The organism is Fervidobacterium sp. 2310opik-2 (assembly GCF_011057735.1).
In the GTDB taxonomy this organism is placed as follows: domain Bacteria; phylum Thermotogota; class Thermotogae; order Thermotogales; family Fervidobacteriaceae; genus Fervidobacterium; species Fervidobacterium nodosum.
The window spans coordinates 65,608-83,536 of sequence record NZ_LNGG01000026.1; the positions used below are offsets into that span (position 1 = coordinate 65,608).

Consider the following 17,929-nt stretch of genomic DNA (forward strand, 5'->3'; position numbering starts at 1 on the left):
TCCAATCCTAGTGTATATTTTATATATTTTTACCACTCCAACAACAATTAAATTATACCAAAAACTCTAAGCAAATTCTCAGGAAAGCATAAGGATTTTCTCAGCTTGGATGAATATAATTGGGATGTAAATATGAGAAATGAGAAACAAGCAACAAAAAAACCACACCTTGCTCTTAGGAGGCGATAGTATGAAAAAGGTAAACAAGTTAACTCTCACACTGATTCTTGGAATTTTAACAGCTGGTATTATGTTACTCTTCTCTTCAACAACTTTAAGCGCAGCACAAACAACAAGACTGATTTCTTACACTCCAACAAGTACACTTACTCAAGATGATATTAAAAGTCTTCAAATGATGATTCAAGAAGAAAAACTTGCAAGAGACGTATACAAAACACTCTATGAAATTTACAAACTCCCCATATTCAACAACATAACACGCTCTGAACAAAACCACATGGATGCAGTTAAAGCTTTACTTGACAAGTACGATATAGAAAACCCACTTAAGACAGATGAAATAGGAAAGTTTGCGTACCCAGAGTTCGAAAGTCTATACAATCAATTAGTTTCAGAAGGTAAAAAATCATTAACCGATGCTCTCAGCGTTGGAGTGAAAATTGAAAAGCTTGATATCAAAGATTTAGAAGAAGCCATTTCCAAAACAAGCAATGAAGATATAAAGGTAGTTTACGGCTATCTGAAAAATGGGTCAGAAAATCACTTAAGAGCATTTTCAAAATAAGTATAAAGTAAAAAATTTAAGCAAATTCTAAGTTTTCAATAAGTACTTTTTAAGGTTAAATGGATATACTTAGATTGTCCTTCGTAAAGAGGGAAAAAAGAAAAAGAAAAAAACAAAAAACTACAGGGAAGGCAAAAGGAGGTTGGAAGTATGAAGAAGATATTAGTGGTATTAACGGCAGGAGTTCTTTTGGTTGGTAGCATATTCGCATTCGGTCCAGCAACGGCAAATCATGGTTACTGCTATGGAGTGACAACTCAGTCTCAAGCACAAGCTCAGACACAGGTTCAAACTCAACTTCAAACACAGCAAGTTACCGCAACAAGACTTTACAGAAATCTTCCCGCAGATGCAACTTTAAGCGCAACACAAGAATTCAAAGGTACAATCAAAGAAGTATCATGGGACGTACAAAACGGATTTGTTCTCAAAATACAAGTTGGAAATGATGTATACGATGTCCACGCAGGTCCGATATTCAGAGCAGTCTCACTTAAAGCAGGGCAATCGATTGAAATTAGCGGGCGATTAGTAACAACAAGCACATCAAAATACATAGTTGCGGAAAAAGTTGTAATAGATGGAAAAGAAGTAAACGTTGACGACGTAATGCCAGAAAGATGCAACAGACAAGCAGCACAAAAAACATCTCAAAGAATGCCAAACAGAGGTCCAAGGATATAACCGTAAAGACAGAGGTAAATACAGAAAATGCGTACCGAAAGGTACGCATTTTCTTTTATTATAAGTACTATAAATATCGTGGTATAATTTAAGGAAATAAAGGAGGTGGGATAAATGAGGTATATAAAACTTGGTGGCGAGATAGAAGTCCCAATTATCGGTTTAGGTTGCATGAGGATTTGGGATAAACCCATTGAAGATGTTGTAAAGCTAATAAACACATCTTTAGAACTTGGAATAAATTTCTTCGACCACGCTGATATTTACGGTGGCGGAAAATCAGAAGAGGTATTCGCAAAGGCTTTGGAACACGTAAAAATACCAAGAGAGAAAATCATCATACAAACTAAATGTGGAATTCGAAGTGGATTTTACGATTTTTCAAAAGAACACATAATATCTTCCGTTGAGAAAAGTTTAAAGCGTTTAAACACCGATTATATCGACATCCTCCTTCTCCACCGCCCGGACACATTGATGGAGCCAGAAGAAGTTGGCGAAGCATTCACATATCTTCACAGCAGAGGAATGGTTAGATACTTCGGTGTGAGTAACTTTAACCCAATGCAAATCGAATTGCTAAGTACTGGAATTAATTACAAAATATTAACCAATCAACTCCAGCTTAGCTTAACAAATACTGGGATGATAGATTTCGGTATATTCACAAACACTAAATTCCCCCAATCAATCAACAGAGATGGAAGTGTATTGGAATATTCAAGGATAAAAGGCATAACAATTCAAGCTTGGTCGCCATTCCAATGGGGTGATGAACAAGGAAATATAAGGGGTGTATTCTTAGACGACCCGAAATTTGCTAAACTCAACGATGAAATAAATAAACTTTCCCAGAAATACAACGTCTCCAAAGAAGCAATAGCTATCGCTTGGATATTAAGACACCCCGCAAAAATCCAAGCAATTGTGGGAACAACAAACCCTGAAAGACTAAAACGAATAGCCCAAGCAACGGAAGTATGGCTCACAAGAGAAGAATGGTATGGCTTGTATATCGCAGCTGGCAATATGATACCATAGCTAATCAAAACTCTCAAAACTCTATACCCTTGCGTGCCATTACGCCTTTTTGGTAATAATGCTTTATTTCTTTCATCTCCGTAACCAAATCGGCGATGTCTATGAACTCTTGAGGAGCATATCTTCCAGTGAGTATTATCTCCATATCTCGCTCTTTTGGAACTTTGCTAATCACATCAATAACATCTTTTGCGGTAAATAAATTATAGTACACTGCAACATTAACTTCATCGAGGATGACAATATCGTACGCTCCATCCTCGATGACTTTTTTTATTTTATTCAAGCCATTTCTTGCAAGCTCGATATCTTCCTGTGTTGGCTTGTTTTTGATAAAACAATTCCTCCCGTACTGTTCTATCACCAAATTTGGAAGATAATTAACAGCATCAAGTTCGCTGTATTTCATACCCTTTATAAACTGCCCTATGTAAACCTTCTTTCCAGCGCATATAGCCCTTAAAGCTAATCCAAACGCTGCTGTTGTTTTTCCTTTTCCATTTCCAGTGTAAACGTGTATATATCCCATCTTTTAATCCTCCCAAATCATATATCCAAAACCAGATAAGCATTTTTCTCTGTTACATGCTTCCCAACTATTTTGAAATTTATCGGTTCTTTAAATATCGGACCATCGTACACAAACGTATGGTACTCCCCATTTTCACCGGATAAATCTACACCAAGTTTTTCAATACGCCTGATGGTTTCACGATTGTGTAAATCCAGTCCTAGCAAATCTTCTAAACCATTTTTGACTGCCACGATAATAGCTTTAAAACCAAAGTTTAAAAATTCCTCCAAGAGCTTTTCTCTTTTTTCCAACCATAATGGTTCCAAAACCTTAACGTTATACGTACCGCATACTTTCTCAACCCAATCTCTATGTTCCTGTAAATCAATATCACCAAATATTCCTATCCCGCCTTTTGCGTACTCTTTTAAAAACTTCAAAAACTCACTTTCGTAACTCTCCCACGAAGCGCACCTAATTACTGATTTCGCCCCTATACTCTCAGCTTGAGCTTTAATAAGTGATTTGGGCAAGCCGTGCGCGCGAGTTCTTTCACAATTTTCATCGAACATAGTAAATAAGATATCGACTTTCTCAACTTCCTTGAAATCCTTAAGCGCCCTGTACAAAGCTAACGCGCTGTCTTTTCCTCCACTCCACGATGAAAATACCATTCTTCAACCAACCTCCTAAGCTTTTCGTTCGCACCTCTATCCTTTAACCCCACCCTTACAAACCCATCCATCCCAAAGTCTTCCATCGTTCTCACATGTAACCCGTTTCTATGCATAAACTTTTGAAATTCCTCAGAATCACCAACATCAATCACTAAATAGTTCGTCTTTGAATTGAAAAAGGAAAAATTCTTGAATCTCTCTCGCTCTTTTTTAAAATACTCAGAAGACTCTGATAAAAAAGCTTTGTAATCATCAAAATTCTCTATTAAACTCTTCAAAACGGCGTAACCGCTCCCGCCTATACCCCAAGGCATACGGTATTTTTCGAATACTTCTCTAAAACTCCGACTCTTAACATACCCAATGCGCACACCAGGCACACCTAAAATCTTCGTAAAAGTTCTCACAATAATCAAATTGTCCAAATTATCCAATTCACACAACTCAAATTGCTCACCTTTAGGTACAAAATCTATAAACGCTTCATCTAAAATTATCATCACTTCTTTACCGTATTTTTTGTAAATATCTTTTACAAAATCGCTGAAGTTCGTATATTCTCCCGTTGGATTATTCGGATTTCCCGTTATTAAAACACACCTACTGGAATTTTTTCGCTCTTCAAAGATAACTTTCTCTATCCTTTCAAAATAATCTTCTTCACTTTGAAAAACTCTAATTTTAACAATCTTACTCGCTGAAAATCTCGCAACCCGCTCGTATTCTGTATAATTCGGTTCTGGGATTATAACCACTGCATCTTTCACAAAAGTCCATCCGATTATATGAAACGCCTCGGTGGCACCAGCAACTATTACCGAATCAACCCCAAACTTTTTCCTGAACTCATCTTCTAACCATTCAACGTAAGTGTACATCCTTTCATACTTTACACTCTCTTTCAGTGCTTCTTTCACAAAATCTGGTATGAAAGGATTGACTGAGATAGAAAAATCTATTAACGTCCCGTCATTTATACCACCATGCATGAAAAAACCACCACCAAAATTATCAGAAAAACAACCTTTTTGTACAATCTAAGGGCTTTTCCCAAATCTTCCATATCTGGTAATTTCCCATCGAATTTGTAATAACCAATCTTTTCAAAACCTAAACCGAGCACTCCAGCGAAAGCGCTCATCGGATAAGTAGCGTTAATCTTTATCCCACCATACTTTTTGATATACTCCCAAGAACGTTTAAAATTGAAGAAAGATATAAACAACGCGGTCAACCTAGACGGTACCAAATTAAGCAAATCGTCAAACCGCGCGGGAAACTTGCCAAACCATTCGTACCTTGCGTTTCTGTAGCCAAACAACGCATCGTATGTATTCACAACACGGTAAACAACCGCTCCAGGTAAACCAAACAGCACGTAATAAAACAAAGGTCCAGTAATACTATCGGATATATTCTCAGCGAGACTCTCAACAGCCGCAGAGTAAAGATGAGACTTATCAAGCTTTGAAGTATCACGCGAGACTATCATAGAAACATTCTTTCTCAATAACTCAACATCATTTGTATAACATCGTTTTACGTGCTCATAAAGTGACCTGATAGAAAATGTGGATTTGAGAATACAAACCTCAAAAATCATCGTTATTGTGAATCTTTTTGAAAAACTTTGGAGAAAGTATCCTAATCCTCCCCAAATAATCAACTCTACGATTAGCGAAATCATTCCAAGAACAAAAGAAACAGCTTTTGAACTTCTCGATTTGTAAATATTATCGAAAAACTTTCCCACACGTCCCATGTAAACAACTGGGTGGATAACACTAGGAAACTCCCCGAAAAATAAATCAATTATCAAAGCAAGTAAAAACACTAAAACCTTTTCGTTTATTCCCATCATAACCCTAAAATACGCTCCAGTTTTTGAATTTGTATATTCGAAATAACGTGCTCAGTTATCCTTTCAATCTCAGCATCTATAGCTGAAATATCTTCTAATGTATTCAATTCACCAAACTTAGACACTTTTAAATCTTCGTCTGGTAATTTATTCTCCAAATAAGGAATTGTGCCGAAATATTCAATTGAATACCTTTGAGCTAATTGATTTGGAAAATCACCAAGCAACGTTTTATCACCGTGAAACTTATTAAAAATAAATCCCTTCACAAGACTTCTTTCATTGCCTTCTAACAATTCCATAGTGCCTGCAACTTGCGCGAACGCGCCACCAAGAGAAATATCCGCAACTAACACAACAGAACTTTGAACAGACATAGCTATACGCATATTGACTATCTCTCTATCTCTTAAATTCGGTTCAGCACAAGAGCCCGCGCCTTCTATTATTACCAAATCATTCTCCCTTTCCAAATCTTTGAGTATGTCGACGATCTTTTCCAATATACGTTTTTTCTCATCGTACATATACTCACGTGAATCGAAAGAATCTACATACTCTCCCAAAAAATACGCTTCCAACTTCCCCCTTGGAACAATTAGAAGTGGATTCATATACACATGTGGCTCTTTCTTACACGCTATCGCTTGGAAATACTGAGCAATAGCTATCTTCACACCGCCAATATCTACAAATTTACTTGAAATATTCTGAGCTTTAAAAGGGAAGACATTCAAACCCTTGTTTGTAAAATACCTGCACAGAGCAAGTGTAATTGTCGATTTCCCAACATTTGACATAGTGCCTTGCACCATCAAAAACACAAAATTCACCCTCTCAAAATAGCTTAAACTTAAATTAAATAATTTAAAATCAGTAAAACAACTATCTGACCAATCAAACAACTTCCACCCAACACGTCACCCGTTACACCTCCGATTTGCTTTTCCGAAACCTTTGAAATCAAAAAACCTACCAACCAAGAAGAAAAGATAGAAACTAAAAATAGTTTCACGTCGATTAATAAGAGTGGTAACGTAAATAACGTCGCAGGTACAAGAAGAAATCTATTAAACGGAAATAACATAGCGCCAAGTCCTTCATTCTTTGCTGGTTTTGAAAATACTAAAACAACATCCATGGTGTAACGCCCAAAGACACTGCCAAAAACAAAAGCGACAGGTTCAATAGACGTAATCAGTTCCCAAAAGACAATTACATACAAAACACCATAGAAAACAGCAAATGGCCCAACGTTGCCCTTACTCATTATCTCAAGTCGTCTACTCTTAGAAGACTGATTCAAAAACCCATCAAGTGTATCTAAAAGGCCATCGAAATGGAATAAATCAAAAAGATAAAATCCCAAGACAATAGATAACAAAGGTGCAATTATCCCAAAATTCAAAGAAAGAAAACTCCCTGTAAAATAAATCAAACCCGGAATATAGCCAACTATTGTGAAATAAGCTGGTATTCGTTTCATCCTGACTTCCCAATCAGACAACTCCCCTAATTTCACTGGCAATCTTGATATGAAAGAAAAAGTTAGCAAGATATCCTTTAAACTATCTTGCATACAACTTCACCTTCTTAAAAGCCTTCCAAAGCTTTAAAGAGTCAATTAAATCATTCAAATCGAATATCTCAAAACACACGTATTCAATTTCGTACATCCTATCACCCAATATAGAATACATCTGCTCAAGCGTTTCTAAATTAAGCTTTCTATGGTCTTTACCATTCTCAATACCCATAACATGAAGCTCAACAACATTACTCAGAAAAGCATCATCAACCTTCACACCCAGCAAATGATGCCCTATATCAAAAACCGTCCTTTTGAAATTTACAACTTTTTCTTTTAAATTCTCAACAGATATCCGCCCGCCAAAATCACCGTTGAGCAAATCGTAAAATTCTTCACCATCGTAAGGATGAAGGACATAATTAACAACAGGCAACTTTCCATCAAAATAATTCAAAACACTCCCAACATTCTTCAAACTATCGGTTGGTAAATGTATGGAATACTTAAGGCCATAATTTTCACTGAGAGTTCTGAGCTTACCGATTTCCCTTTCGAACAAATCAAACGTATCCGAATCCCACGTATAGACTAATAATTCAACGAAATCGACAAGTTGGGCAACTAAACGAGCGTTTTCGTAATAAGTACCAGGTACAAGCCACGAAGTAGTACCAATCAATTGCCTCTCTGCTCTCTTCATTTTATCCGTACCCCTATTCCACTCACAACTAAATAAACTTGGTCAGATATATTAGCAATTTTTGAATTCAACTTCCCTAGAGTTTCAACATATTTTCTTGCAAGCTCATTTTCTGGAATAACGCCCCAACCAACCTCGTTAGTAACAATTATCAACTCGCATTTCACATTCTTAAACGATTCCAACAGCTTATCTAAATAATTATCTATGTTAACCGCATAATAATACAAATTCCCAAGATATGTTGTAACACACTCAAAGACTATAACATCGTACTTATCGGCGATACTATTAAGAGTATCTGGAACGTTAATTGGTTCCTCGTACGTATCGAAATCATTTCCCCTCTCCGCTTTGTGCTTTTCGATACGTTTCTTCATCTCTTCATCGAAAGGTACGCCCGTTGCCAAAAATGCCTTTTTATTGTACTTTTCAGAAAGTTTCAAAGCGAAAGAACTCTTCCCACTCTTCACACCGCCAGTTACAAGAATCATCACTGATCAGTCCCTTTCGAAACACCCGCACTATCGAATGTAGCCATTTCCCTAATCATCTTTATTGCGGCTTCGATTATCGACATAGAAAGCACTGCACCAGTACCTTCACCAAGGCGCATGTCAAGGTCAAGGATAGGCCTCAAGCCTAAAGTATCTAAAATCACCTTGTGACCTTTCACCTTCGATTTGTGACCCGCGAAGACATATTCCCTTACTTCTGAATTAATCTCCCAAGCCAATAACAAACCAGCGGTTGTTGGGAAACCATCGATGATAATCGGCACACCCATCTCAGCAGCTTGAAGAATAAAACCTGCCATCTCGCCTATACAAAAGCTTCCAACTTTCTGGAGTACATCGATTGGATCGGACGGATTTGGCTTATTTACCTCAATTGCCTTTAAAACCGCCCTTTTCTTGTTCTTCAATTCCTCTGTACTTATCGGTGTCCCAATATCGATTATCTCGGTTATATCGTATCCAAAAGCAACCGCAATTGCCGTGGCGGTTGTTGTATTACCAATCCCCATATCGCCAACTGCGAGCAAATCGGCACCATCTTCTATCGCCTCACGCGCTATTTTCCTCCCGTACTCTATACACAACAACGCTTGTTCCCTTGTCATCGCAGGGCCTTCCGTAAAATCATTCGTCCCAAAACCAACCTTTGCTCTGATAAGATAAGGAGATTCAATCGGAAAATCACCATCAACACCTGCATCGACAACATAAACAGTTGCTCCAACGTGTCGTGAAAAAACATTAATAGCGGCTCCACCGTTGAGAAAATTGTACACCATCTGCTTTGTAACTTCTTTTGGATAAGCTGAAACCCCTTGCTTAACAACCCCGTGGTCTCCCGCAAATACATAAACCCTCTTATCTTCAGGAAGATCTGGAATAACCTTACCCTGGATAAGCCCCATTCTAAGAGCTAAGTACTCAAGATATCCCAAACTTCCAACCGGTTTTGTAAGATTATTGAGCCTTCTCAAAATATCGTTACGTAAAGTTTCTTTGTTAATCTTCCTCCCTGTTTCCATACACCTCTCCCCCTTACTTTCTAATCCACGTTATAATAATTTAAAAACAAATTTTCCTGAAAAGCCCAAGCTTTCAGGAAAGAAATCTACCTAATGTCGGTCTCCCGGCTCGTGGTTCATCCTACTCCCTACGCCTTCCCAGCTCATCGAAATGAGCCAGTGGCATCAATGTAGGTTTCGTCCCCACTCACGGTTGCTGGGCAGCCCCGGATTTCCACCGGTGTTCCCGGCACACTAGGTAGTCAAACTTATTCGGTTTGTTTTTATTCTACCATACAAATATTCAAATTCAAATTATTATTTGATATAATTAAATCGCAAAACCATACTAAGGAGGGAGAGAACGATGATGAAAAAGTTTGGATTGCCTTTTTTATTAATTTTGCTTTCCTCTTTTCTTATTTTCAATTTAGTCTCTAGCTGTAACCGTTCAAATACGCTGCATATTTACAACTGGGCAGATTATATCCCCGAAGAGGTTATACAAGAATTCGAAAAAGAATACAATTGCAAAGTCGTGTACGATACGTACTCTTCAAACGAAGAAATGTACTCAAAACTTAAACAAGGCGGGACTGGTTACGACATCGTCTTCCCATCTGGAGACCATGTCAGAATGATGATAAAAGATGGGATGTTGGAAAAATTGGATCTTTCTAAGATACCGAACATAAAAAATATTGACCCTATCGTCCTTTCGAAAACAACATTCGACCCAGACCATGAATATTCCATTCCATACATGATGGGAACAACGGGAATTATTGTAAATAAAAAATTCTTGAAAAACTTTGAGAAATCCTGGAGCATATACGAACGCGCGGATTTAAAGAACAAGCTCACATTACTTGACGACATGCGCGAAGTGTTTGGAGCCGCGCTCAAATATTTAGGATACTCTGTCAATTCAACCAACCCAGATGAAATCGAACAGGCAAAGCAAGTAATATTAAAATGGAAGGAAAATATCATCAAATTTGACGCCACAACTTACGCACAAGGAGTGGTTAATGGCGAATTTTGGGCAGTCCATGGTTATCCAGAAAACGTCTTCCAATTAATTCCAGAAGATGAACGCGATAACTTCGAATTTTTCGTTCCAAAAGAAGGAGGTACACTCTGGATAGATAGCATGGTAATTCTCAAAACATCGAAAAACAAAGACTTGGCTTACAAGTTCATAAACTTCATCCTTAGACCGGAAATCTCAGCAAAGATTTCAGATTTTCTCATGATTCCATCACCCGTTACGGATGCGGTAAATTACAAAGAAGTGGCAAATATATATGAAATCTCAGACCTTGAGAACTGCGAAATAATCGATTACCTTGGTGATAAAATCGACCTTTACAACAAAGCCTGGGAGGAAATTATAAAATAAACATTCTGCCTTAAAATTAAAAAATGGCTTCGGTAATAAACCGAAGCCATTTTCATTTATCAAAAATATCTTCTCACCAAATCACTGTACTTCTTCTTTCCAATATTCTCAATATTCATTAAATCTCTAAATCTTGACACCTCTTTTATCTCACTTATACCAAAAAGTGAAGCATTACTTATTTCTTTCAAAGCCTCTTTCAAAGCAAATTCTTCCAATGGACCTTTTTTGTAATCTAAAGTCACGATTATACGGCAATCGAGAGAGTATAAATGCTCAACGATTATACTCTCAACAGACTCCCAATCTAGCTTTCCAAGCCCTGCACCCAATTTTGGTATCGCTATCGATTTAACATTCGAGTTAACAATCTTTTCTCTTAGCTTTATCACACCACTTTCTATCCATTCTATTTTCGAAGGGAATTTAAAATCATCTTTCGTTGCCACGTTATAAATTCTTATTTTCTTTTTGCCTCTTTCTAAAGGGTTGATTGATTTATAATAACTAGCCTCGGATTCGTATTCCCACACATCGCCTGGCTTAATCTTCCCTTGCTGGCACAATTTCTTGTACTCACTTTCCATTTCTGGAAATCTTAAGGCAAATTCTAGCGCCAATCCTTTCCCCATATAACCTTTCGTATTAATCGTATTTACAACCGCCTCAACTTCCCCCAAATGCTCAAAAACAGAATATGGGGACAAAATTATCATTCAAATTCCTCCTCAAAGAACAAATCCTTTATATGCGTGCTCGATGTATACACCTCAATCTTATACTTATATTTCCCTAATATTTTCTTTACTAATTCAAAATTTTCCTTTTTAACAAATACCCTTGAAATAAAATCAGCTGGCACATACCCCAGTACTAAAACCTCAGACTGCATAATTTGCTTTAAATCATCATTATTCCCCCAAGAATAACTCATTATATCATTGTAATTTTGAAGGATTTTATCTGGCTTCTTACTTATTATAGCTTTATCAGTAGAAGCATTTCTAAAAGAATATTGTATATTCCAATCTTTTGATAAAATTCTGTTAGAAATCTGAAGAACCGCTATCTTCCTTTTTTCTTTGAGATATCTGTACAACATAGCGTTTCTGGGATTTATATATAGATTCACATAATCATGAAGACTGTGACCGTCAACAACCTTTTTAGCCCTTCTGCTTTGAACATCTTGGTCAGAAAAATCCACAAATTTGTAATTCCTCTTTTGTAGTTCATTCCTTGAGAATATCCTCCCATACCTTAATATACTATCGAGATTTTCTATGGGCGTAATATAATACAAATATTTTATTCTATACCTCGGATCCCTTTGATCCCAGATAGAACCTCTACGATTTCGACGTAAATTCATGGTAAAATTTAACACTGCGTTGAGTTCCTTATCGTTTAATGAATTCAACAAGTATTCATCTACACTGTAACCAAGATTTTCCATGAAGAAAATTATTGTTTTATTAATTATTTCCTTGTTCACTTTTTTATCATCACCTTTCTCGCTAGAAAAAGAGCATGCATTTAGTTTGAGCAAAGTAAAAGTTTGTTAAGATAATTATTCTTCTTTTAGTCAAAATTAGTAATATTCTTCTCTACGTTTCTTTGCCTCATAAGCACCAATTAGGAATTTCACAACGGCAAACAATTCATCTTTATCAAAATCCATAAGAGAAGTAAAGGCTAATCCAAAAATTTCGGAAGATAAATATATTATTTCCTTTAAAAGATCTTCTACTGGAATTTCGCTTACATCTTTTTTCGATTTGTCAATATACATACCCTTATCCTCCCTTAATCTTAAATTTTTGAGTGATTAATTATACTTAATTATTTTCTAATCTACGTTTTTTATTTTATCAGAAAAATACCCAAAAACCAACAACCAAATTCATATTGATTTATTTTCATAAAATAATTGCGCAAAGTTTTGCTTTTTTATACTTCAGCTTAGCCTCCCTTATTAACAAGTTTTCATACCATACAAAGAAACTTTCCTTCCTTGAAAAAAAATAATCATCCAAAACTGTTTCAAAGAAAATTTACCTAAAAAATGCCAATTTAAATTTTAGAAAGCCGCTTGAGCATCCACGTCAAGCGGCCTCCGACTAATAACACTTCTAGCCTCTTTACAATGACTAATTACCAACTTTCATTCATTAAAATGGTGGCCACAATTTAAAAACCAGCGGGTCAGAAAAATACATGCAGCTGAATAAACCAAAAATAATAATACCAACCAACAACGGCCATTTCAAAACCCAAAACATACCTTCATCTGTTTTCTTGTAAAGCCAATCACACAAAACATATCCAACAATACAGGCTAAAAACTCAATAAAATACATTCTTTCACCTCCATATTATAGTTTTCTGATTTTAGTATGATAGGTTTTTATACAACACAAGAATCAATATTTTCCCCACAATAATGCTTTGAATAGAAACCCATGTGAGTTTACACATATAATATTTCTTTAATTGTCAATCTCCTTCAAAAAATAGTTCCACTTTGAGCAAAGTAAATAAAAAAACAGTGCCATAAGCACTGTTTTTTTCTATATCTTTCATGGAATATTCACTTGCTAAATGAAGAAAAATAACACTAAACATGAAACATAATATCATTTTAGTTTCCATCTCTTTCAGAGAGTAGTTCCTTCCTAAGAAACGCTTTTAGTTTGAATATGTTGACAGGGGGTTTCCCTGTGTTTCCATCTCTTTCAGAGAGTAGTTCCTTCCTAAGGATAGTATGGTAAGAAACATTATACAAGAACTGGAAAAAAGTTTCCATCTCTTTCAGAGAGTAGTTCCTTCCTAAGGAAATTATCTATGGAAAAACGATTATATATGGATCCTCGATGTTTCCATCTCTTTCAGAGAGTAGTTCCTTCCTAAGTCGTCGCCCAGATAATGACAAGACTGCCGGAAGGAGTGAATTTCCATCTCTTTCAGAGAGTAGTTCCTTCCTAAGAGTGGTACTAGTAATTCTCAATGAATGCGGGAAAAGGAAAGTTTCCATCTCTTTCAGAGAGTAGTTCCTTCCTAAGTGGAGAAATTGCTCCGACTCCTGATACAGCTGGAAACCACCGTTTCCATCTCTTTCAGAGAGTAGTTCCTTCCTAAGAACAATTCCAACAAGGGGGCGTAAAGCTCCCATTTTTTTTTGTTTCCATCTCTTTCAGAGAGTAGTTCCTTCCTAAGAGCCTCACCGATCAGGAGTTTAGCTCCTGGTCGGATCAGGAGTTTCCATCTCTTTCAGAGAGTAGTTCCTTCCTAAGTATGGCGAAATTAAGCAAGGGACAACTAGTTGGCATAATAGTTTCCATCTCTTTCAGAGAGTAGTTCCTTCCTAAGCAATAGTAACAAGTAGTGGGTGGGGGCGAAAGCCCCCATTTGTTTCCATCTCTTTCAGAGAGTAGTTCCTTCCTAAGAGCCTCTCGGACCAGTCCTTTTCGGACTGGTCCGACCAAAGTTTCCATCTCTTTCAGAGAGTAGTTCCTTCCTAAGGGTTCAACTCATTATCGGCTAAAGAACAGCAATTAATATTGTTTCCATCTCTTTCAGAGAGTAGTTCCTTCCTAAGATCGGTCATTTTTGATCGATCTCGTCAGGACCGCCATCAAGTTTCCATCTCTTTCAGAGAGTAGTTCCTTCCTAAGCCATCAAGAGGCTGACTTACGTCAGCCTCACCGACCAGGATGTTTCCATCTCTTTCAGAGAGTAGTTCCTTCCTAAGCAAAATTGAAAGGAGGTGGGTCCCAAAAAGTAACAACAAAGTTTCCATCTCTTTCAGAGAGTAGTTCCTTCCTAAGTCCGGCGGGAAGAAGTAGTGGGGCGAAAGCCCCATTTTTTTGTTTCCATCTCTTTCAGAGAGTAGTTCCTTCCTAAGGAAAGGACTTTGTTGCTAGATACCATCAGGATCGCCCTTCAGTTTCCATCTCTTTCAGAGAGTAGTTCCTTCCTAAGTAAGATGTGGCGATGATTTCCACACAACATACCTGTTTTACAGTTTCCATCTCTTTCAGAGAGTAGTTCCTTCCTAAGACAATAGTAACAGCAAGTAGTGGGGCGAAAGCCCCATTTTTGTTTCCATCTCTTTCAGAGAGTAGTTCCTTCCTAAGTTTTTAATCGATCTCGTCAGGACCGCCTTAAGGAGGCTGACTGTTTCCATCTCTTTCAGAGAGTAGTTCCTTCCTAAGATAGGTCGTTTTTAATCGATCTCGTAAGGACCGCCTTAAGGGTTTCCATCTCTTTCAGAGAGTAGTTCCTTCCTAAGTATTGATAAAATCACAAGGTCACAAATTTTGGTTTGCTGACGTTTCCATCTCTTTCAGAGAGTAGTTCCTTCCTAAGTGCCTGAGAATGAGGTTGTAACATTAGAAGTAGAAAGCTTGTTTCCATCTCTTTCAGAGAGTAGTTCCTTCCTAAGGAATTCCAACAAGAAGTAGTGGGGCACGTAAGCCCCCATTTGTTTCCATCTCTTTCAGAGAGTAGTTCCTTCCTAAGATAGGTCGTTTTTAATCGATCTCGTCAGGACCGCCTTAAGGTTTCCATCTCTTTCAGAGAGTAGTTCCTTCCTAAGAAGAGACAGTATTCCTTTTGAAAGCATGTCGTGTGGATTAAGTTTCCATCTCTTTCAGAGAGTAGTTCCTTCCTAAGTTGAAAATTGAATAGCTTCTGCCGAAATCCTGAGACACCAGTTTCCATCTCTTTCAGAGAGTAGTTCCTTCCTAAGTGAATTTCTTCAACCTTTATCAGCTCATCTCTCAACTTCTGTTTCCATCTCTTTCAGAGAGTAGTTCCTTCCTAAGAGTGAATAGCTTCTGCCGAAATCCTGAGACACCACCAAAAGGTTTCCATCTCTTTCAGAGAGTAGTTCCTTCCTAAGAGAAATAACCGTTGGTTCGGACAGTTATTGGGCAATCAAAGTTTCCATCTCTTTCAGAGAGTAGTTCCTTCCTAAGAGTTACCTTCCAAAATATGCATAAATTCTATTATCTTGGAACGCGATTTTCCCTACCTCAAAAGTTTGATTGTCTAAAAAATTTTTAGTTTGACTAATTTTGCTTTTATCTTCTTTATTCATGCCGATTCCCAACCTATTTTTTAGCTTGTTACCACTTAAATTACCATGAATACTTGCTTGGTTCAATCTCTTCACAATCGAAATATGGTTGTAACAATAGGTAGGGAAACGGTATTTCGTAATGCTAACATTCTAAGATATTTCTTTATTTATGCGCTTTTCTGAATTTTAGTCAAGCTAAAAAGTTGAGAGGATCAATTATTCATGCTGATTTTGGATTGATTGAGTTTTTAGTGCTGTTAAAAAATGATTTTATTTAAATGCAATTAAGATTATTGCGAATGATTATCAACACTTTATGGGAGTTTTTGATATTTTGGTGTTCTTTGATTAAATTATACCACATTTCTTTATTTTTTTGTCAATGAAATATCTTTACATTAATAAAAAAGGCCAAAGCTTGAGCGTATTCAAGCTTTGGCCAAATTCATTCGAGTATATGTTCATATGGAATATAGAATTTCCATTCTTCCAACATAAATCTTCAAACTAGTTTTTCACTTGCTTTACTTGTTGATTTTTGGATATACAAGTTCTACGGGAATATAAGCATACTTGTCGTCTTCCGTTTTCTTTATATAATTGCGTAAAACCATCTCTTGAATTAGTCCTTCTATTTCTTTCGCAAAGTATACTTTCCCTGGTGTGTAAGGAGCTTCTATTGTTAATGCTTTTATTTCTTCCATACTCATTGGTTTGCCAGCCATTCTCAAATTCTTTATTATGAATCTCATATAATTGTATTGATATTCAGTAAACATACTTGTGCTTACCATGTAAGTAATTTTCTCTTCCTTTTGAAGTTTTTTTGAATTTTGCGATTTATTCAATAATATTTCGGCTGGTTTTTCTTTTAATATCTTTTTTATTAGTTCATCTAATTCACTGTGAAAGACACGAGAACGCAGGAATATCTTCAAATTAACTTCTTTATTTGCTGATTTTGGGTATACTAGTTCTACAGGAAGATAGTCATACTTGCCGTCTTTTGTTTTCTTTATATATCTGTGAAAAACCATCTCGTTAACCAGCCCCTCTATTTCTTTCGCAAAGCGTACTTTTCCTGGTGTGTAAGGGGCATAAATTGTTAATTCTCTTATTTCGTCCATACTCATTGGTCTACCAGCTATTCTCAAATTCTTTATTATGAATCTCATATAATTGTATTGGCATTCAGTGAACATACTTGCGCTTACTACACGAGTAAATTTCTTTTCTTGCTTAAGTTTTTTAGACTTTATTACTTTATTAAATAATTTCTTAGCTGCTTTTTTCTTTAATATTTTCTTTATTGTTTCGTCCAATTCATTGTGAAAAACGTGAGAATGGCTGATAACTTTTTCAAATGATACCTTGCAACCCATTTCTTCAAATTTGCTTTTTAGCTGCAAGAATTTAATCCCACTTTCGGTGAAAAATTCTTCTTTCACCATTTTTTTGGCAGGTTTTTTTTCATCAAATTCAAAATCATTATCTTCCTTATTTTCTTCCAATAGTTCTTTTTTGCCATATCTAGTTAGAAGATTTTCTATATTCATTTGGTCAGTAGCCAAAACTATGTGTTCATTTTCAAAAGTTATTCCAGATTTTAATAATGTTTCCATTCCAAATATCAAAGCTCTTACTTCGGCTTCAACGTTTTCAAGGCGAGTCTTTGGTTTGCTAAATCCAATCGTAATTTTCTTTTCACCGTTTGCATGTATCAAGCAACCATATCCAATAAGACCCGAAACGTAGCTTCCGTCCGTGTAAATTTTTATCAACCCCTTCACCCCCATATATCTTGAGAAAATTTAAAAAATCATCTTTTTTGTAAATAAATTATTGAACTAATTTAATTATGTGGCTATTAATTTCTTAGAAATACATTTCAATATTTTAGCTTCGAACGTTTTAAAAATATTTCCCTGTAAATTTTTACGCAAATAAAATTTTTAAAAGAAAAAATGAAAGCAAAAACGAAAAAATTACTTTGCCTAATAGAATATCTAAAAAATAAATATATCCATTAAAAAATTGCAAGCTTTTCCTTTTTCTTTTACTTCTAACATAATAAATATATAAATGCTCACAATTTTTAGAAAGCCATACTTTATACCATTCTCCATGTCTTCCATTTCTTTTCAATGCCCTAAAACAAACACCTGAATC

The 17,929-nt window shown here is 36.2% G+C and carries 18 protein-coding genes, 1 CRISPR repeat array and 1 riboswitch; of the genes, 4 read left to right on the top strand and 14 right to left on the bottom strand.

Annotation, left to right across the window (positions count from 1 at the left end; all coding sequences use genetic code 11):
- The first annotated feature begins 190 nt into the window (after nucleotides 1-190).
- The 3 genes from AS161_RS08270 (at nucleotide 191) to AS161_RS08280 (ending at nucleotide 2,473) form a co-directional block, all read left to right on the top strand.
- Nucleotides 191-748, top strand: coding sequence for a DUF2202 domain-containing protein (locus AS161_RS08270; RefSeq protein WP_164542434.1), 558 nt, complete (start codon nucleotides 191-193; stop codon nucleotides 746-748).
- A 150-nt stretch (nucleotides 749-898) separates the two neighbouring features.
- Complete coding sequence (locus tag AS161_RS08275; protein WP_164542435.1) at nucleotides 899-1,432, top strand: hypothetical protein; 534 nt, start codon at nucleotides 899-901, stop codon at nucleotides 1,430-1,432.
- 114 nt (nucleotides 1,433-1,546) lie between these two features.
- Nucleotides 1,547-2,473, top strand: a complete 927-nt coding sequence (locus tag AS161_RS08280) for an aldo/keto reductase (RefSeq protein ID WP_164542436.1) — start codon at nucleotides 1,547-1,549, stop codon at nucleotides 2,471-2,473.
- 13 nt (nucleotides 2,474-2,486) lie between these two features.
- On the opposite strand, the gene cobO is transcribed toward AS161_RS08280, so the two are convergent.
- Genes cobO through cobT form a run of 9 tightly spaced genes read right to left on the bottom strand, consistent with a single transcriptional unit; the run spans nucleotide 2,487 to nucleotide 9,296 of the window.
- Entirely contained in the window at nucleotides 2,487-3,002 is a 516-nt protein-coding gene (gene cobO, locus AS161_RS08285; RefSeq protein ID WP_164542437.1) for a cob(I)yrinic acid a,c-diamide adenosyltransferase, read from the bottom strand.
- Nucleotides 3,003-3,019: 17 nt separating this feature from the next.
- Nucleotides 3,020-3,661, bottom strand: coding sequence for a diphthine--ammonia ligase (locus AS161_RS08290; RefSeq protein WP_164542438.1), 642 nt, complete (start codon nucleotides 3,659-3,661; stop codon nucleotides 3,020-3,022).
- Nucleotides 3,619-4,653 (bottom strand): aminotransferase class I/II-fold pyridoxal phosphate-dependent enzyme, encoded by a 1,035-nt coding sequence (locus AS161_RS08295; protein ID WP_164542439.1) that lies wholly within the window; start codon nucleotides 4,651-4,653, stop codon nucleotides 3,619-3,621. Before AS161_RS08295 ends, AS161_RS08290 begins: the two co-directional genes overlap by 43 nt.
- Entirely contained in the window at nucleotides 4,638-5,522 is an 885-nt protein-coding gene (gene cbiB / locus AS161_RS08300) for an adenosylcobinamide-phosphate synthase CbiB (RefSeq protein ID WP_164542482.1), read from the bottom strand. The genes AS161_RS08295 and cbiB overlap by 16 nt, the downstream gene beginning before the upstream one ends.
- The gene (locus AS161_RS08305) at nucleotides 5,522-6,340 is read right to left on the bottom strand and encodes an AAA family ATPase (RefSeq protein ID WP_241241370.1); all 819 of its coding nucleotides are present in this window, start codon (nucleotides 6,338-6,340) and stop codon (nucleotides 5,522-5,524) included. The genes cbiB and AS161_RS08305 overlap by 1 nt, the downstream gene beginning before the upstream one ends.
- 38 nt (nucleotides 6,341-6,378) lie before the next feature.
- Nucleotides 6,379-7,104 carry an adenosylcobinamide-GDP ribazoletransferase gene (locus AS161_RS08310; protein WP_011994522.1) on the bottom strand — a complete coding sequence of 242 codons (726 nt, stop codon included), beginning with the start codon at nucleotides 7,102-7,104 and terminating at the stop codon, nucleotides 6,379-6,381.
- Nucleotides 7,094-7,756, bottom strand: a complete 663-nt coding sequence (gene cbiR, locus AS161_RS08315; protein WP_011994521.1) for a cobamide remodeling phosphodiesterase CbiR — start codon at nucleotides 7,754-7,756, stop codon at nucleotides 7,094-7,096. The genes AS161_RS08310 and cbiR overlap by 11 nt, the downstream gene beginning before the upstream one ends.
- On the bottom strand, nucleotides 7,753-8,250 hold the full coding sequence (gene cobU / locus AS161_RS08320; RefSeq protein WP_164542483.1) for a bifunctional adenosylcobinamide kinase/adenosylcobinamide-phosphate guanylyltransferase: 498 nt from the start codon (nucleotides 8,248-8,250) through the stop codon (nucleotides 7,753-7,755). Before cobU ends, cbiR begins: the two co-directional genes overlap by 4 nt.
- A complete protein-coding gene (cobT, locus tag AS161_RS08325) occupies nucleotides 8,250-9,296 on the bottom strand; it encodes a nicotinate-nucleotide--dimethylbenzimidazole phosphoribosyltransferase (protein ID WP_164542441.1) in 1,047 nt (348 codons plus the stop codon). Before cobT ends, cobU begins: the two co-directional genes overlap by 1 nt.
- A gap of 76 nt (nucleotides 9,297-9,372) precedes the next feature.
- A riboswitch (cobalamin riboswitch) is annotated at nucleotides 9,373-9,548 on the bottom strand.
- A gap of 94 nt (nucleotides 9,549-9,642) precedes the next feature.
- On the opposite strand from cobT, the gene AS161_RS08330 reads away from it, so the two are divergent.
- A complete protein-coding gene (locus AS161_RS08330) occupies nucleotides 9,643-10,677 on the top strand; it encodes an extracellular solute-binding protein (protein WP_206518806.1) in 1,035 nt (344 codons plus the stop codon).
- A gap of 59 nt (nucleotides 10,678-10,736) precedes the next feature.
- Here the strand turns inward: AS161_RS08330 and AS161_RS08335 are convergent, their stop codons facing one another.
- The 5 genes from AS161_RS08335 to AS161_RS08355 all read right to left on the bottom strand — a co-directional run bounded on the left by AS161_RS08335 (nucleotide 10,737) and on the right by AS161_RS08355 (nucleotide 17,541).
- Nucleotides 10,737-11,393 carry a macro domain-containing protein gene (locus AS161_RS08335; RefSeq protein WP_164542442.1) on the bottom strand — a complete coding sequence of 219 codons (657 nt, stop codon included), beginning with the start codon at nucleotides 11,391-11,393 and terminating at the stop codon, nucleotides 10,737-10,739.
- Nucleotides 11,390-12,172, bottom strand: a complete 783-nt coding sequence (locus AS161_RS08340; RefSeq protein ID WP_164542443.1) for a DUF4433 domain-containing protein — start codon at nucleotides 12,170-12,172, stop codon at nucleotides 11,390-11,392. The genes AS161_RS08335 and AS161_RS08340 overlap by 4 nt, the downstream gene beginning before the upstream one ends.
- A gap of 96 nt (nucleotides 12,173-12,268) precedes the next feature.
- Nucleotides 12,269-12,469 (bottom strand): hypothetical protein, encoded by a 201-nt coding sequence (locus AS161_RS08345; RefSeq protein WP_164542444.1) that lies wholly within the window; start codon nucleotides 12,467-12,469, stop codon nucleotides 12,269-12,271.
- A 379-nt stretch (nucleotides 12,470-12,848) separates the two neighbouring features.
- The gene (locus AS161_RS08350) at nucleotides 12,849-13,037 is read right to left on the bottom strand and encodes a hypothetical protein (protein ID WP_164542445.1); all 189 of its coding nucleotides are present in this window, start codon (nucleotides 13,035-13,037) and stop codon (nucleotides 12,849-12,851) included.
- Nucleotides 13,038-13,243: 206 nt separating this feature from the next.
- A CRISPR array of direct repeats spans nucleotides 13,244-15,656; the repeat unit is 36 nt; unit sequence GTTTCCATCTCTTTCAGAGAGTAGTTCCTTCCTAAG.
- Between the two features lie 628 nt (nucleotides 15,657-16,284).
- The gene (locus AS161_RS08355; protein WP_164542446.1) at nucleotides 16,285-17,541 is read right to left on the bottom strand and encodes a hypothetical protein; all 1,257 of its coding nucleotides are present in this window, start codon (nucleotides 17,539-17,541) and stop codon (nucleotides 16,285-16,287) included.
- Nucleotides 17,542-17,929 lie beyond the last annotated feature (388 nt).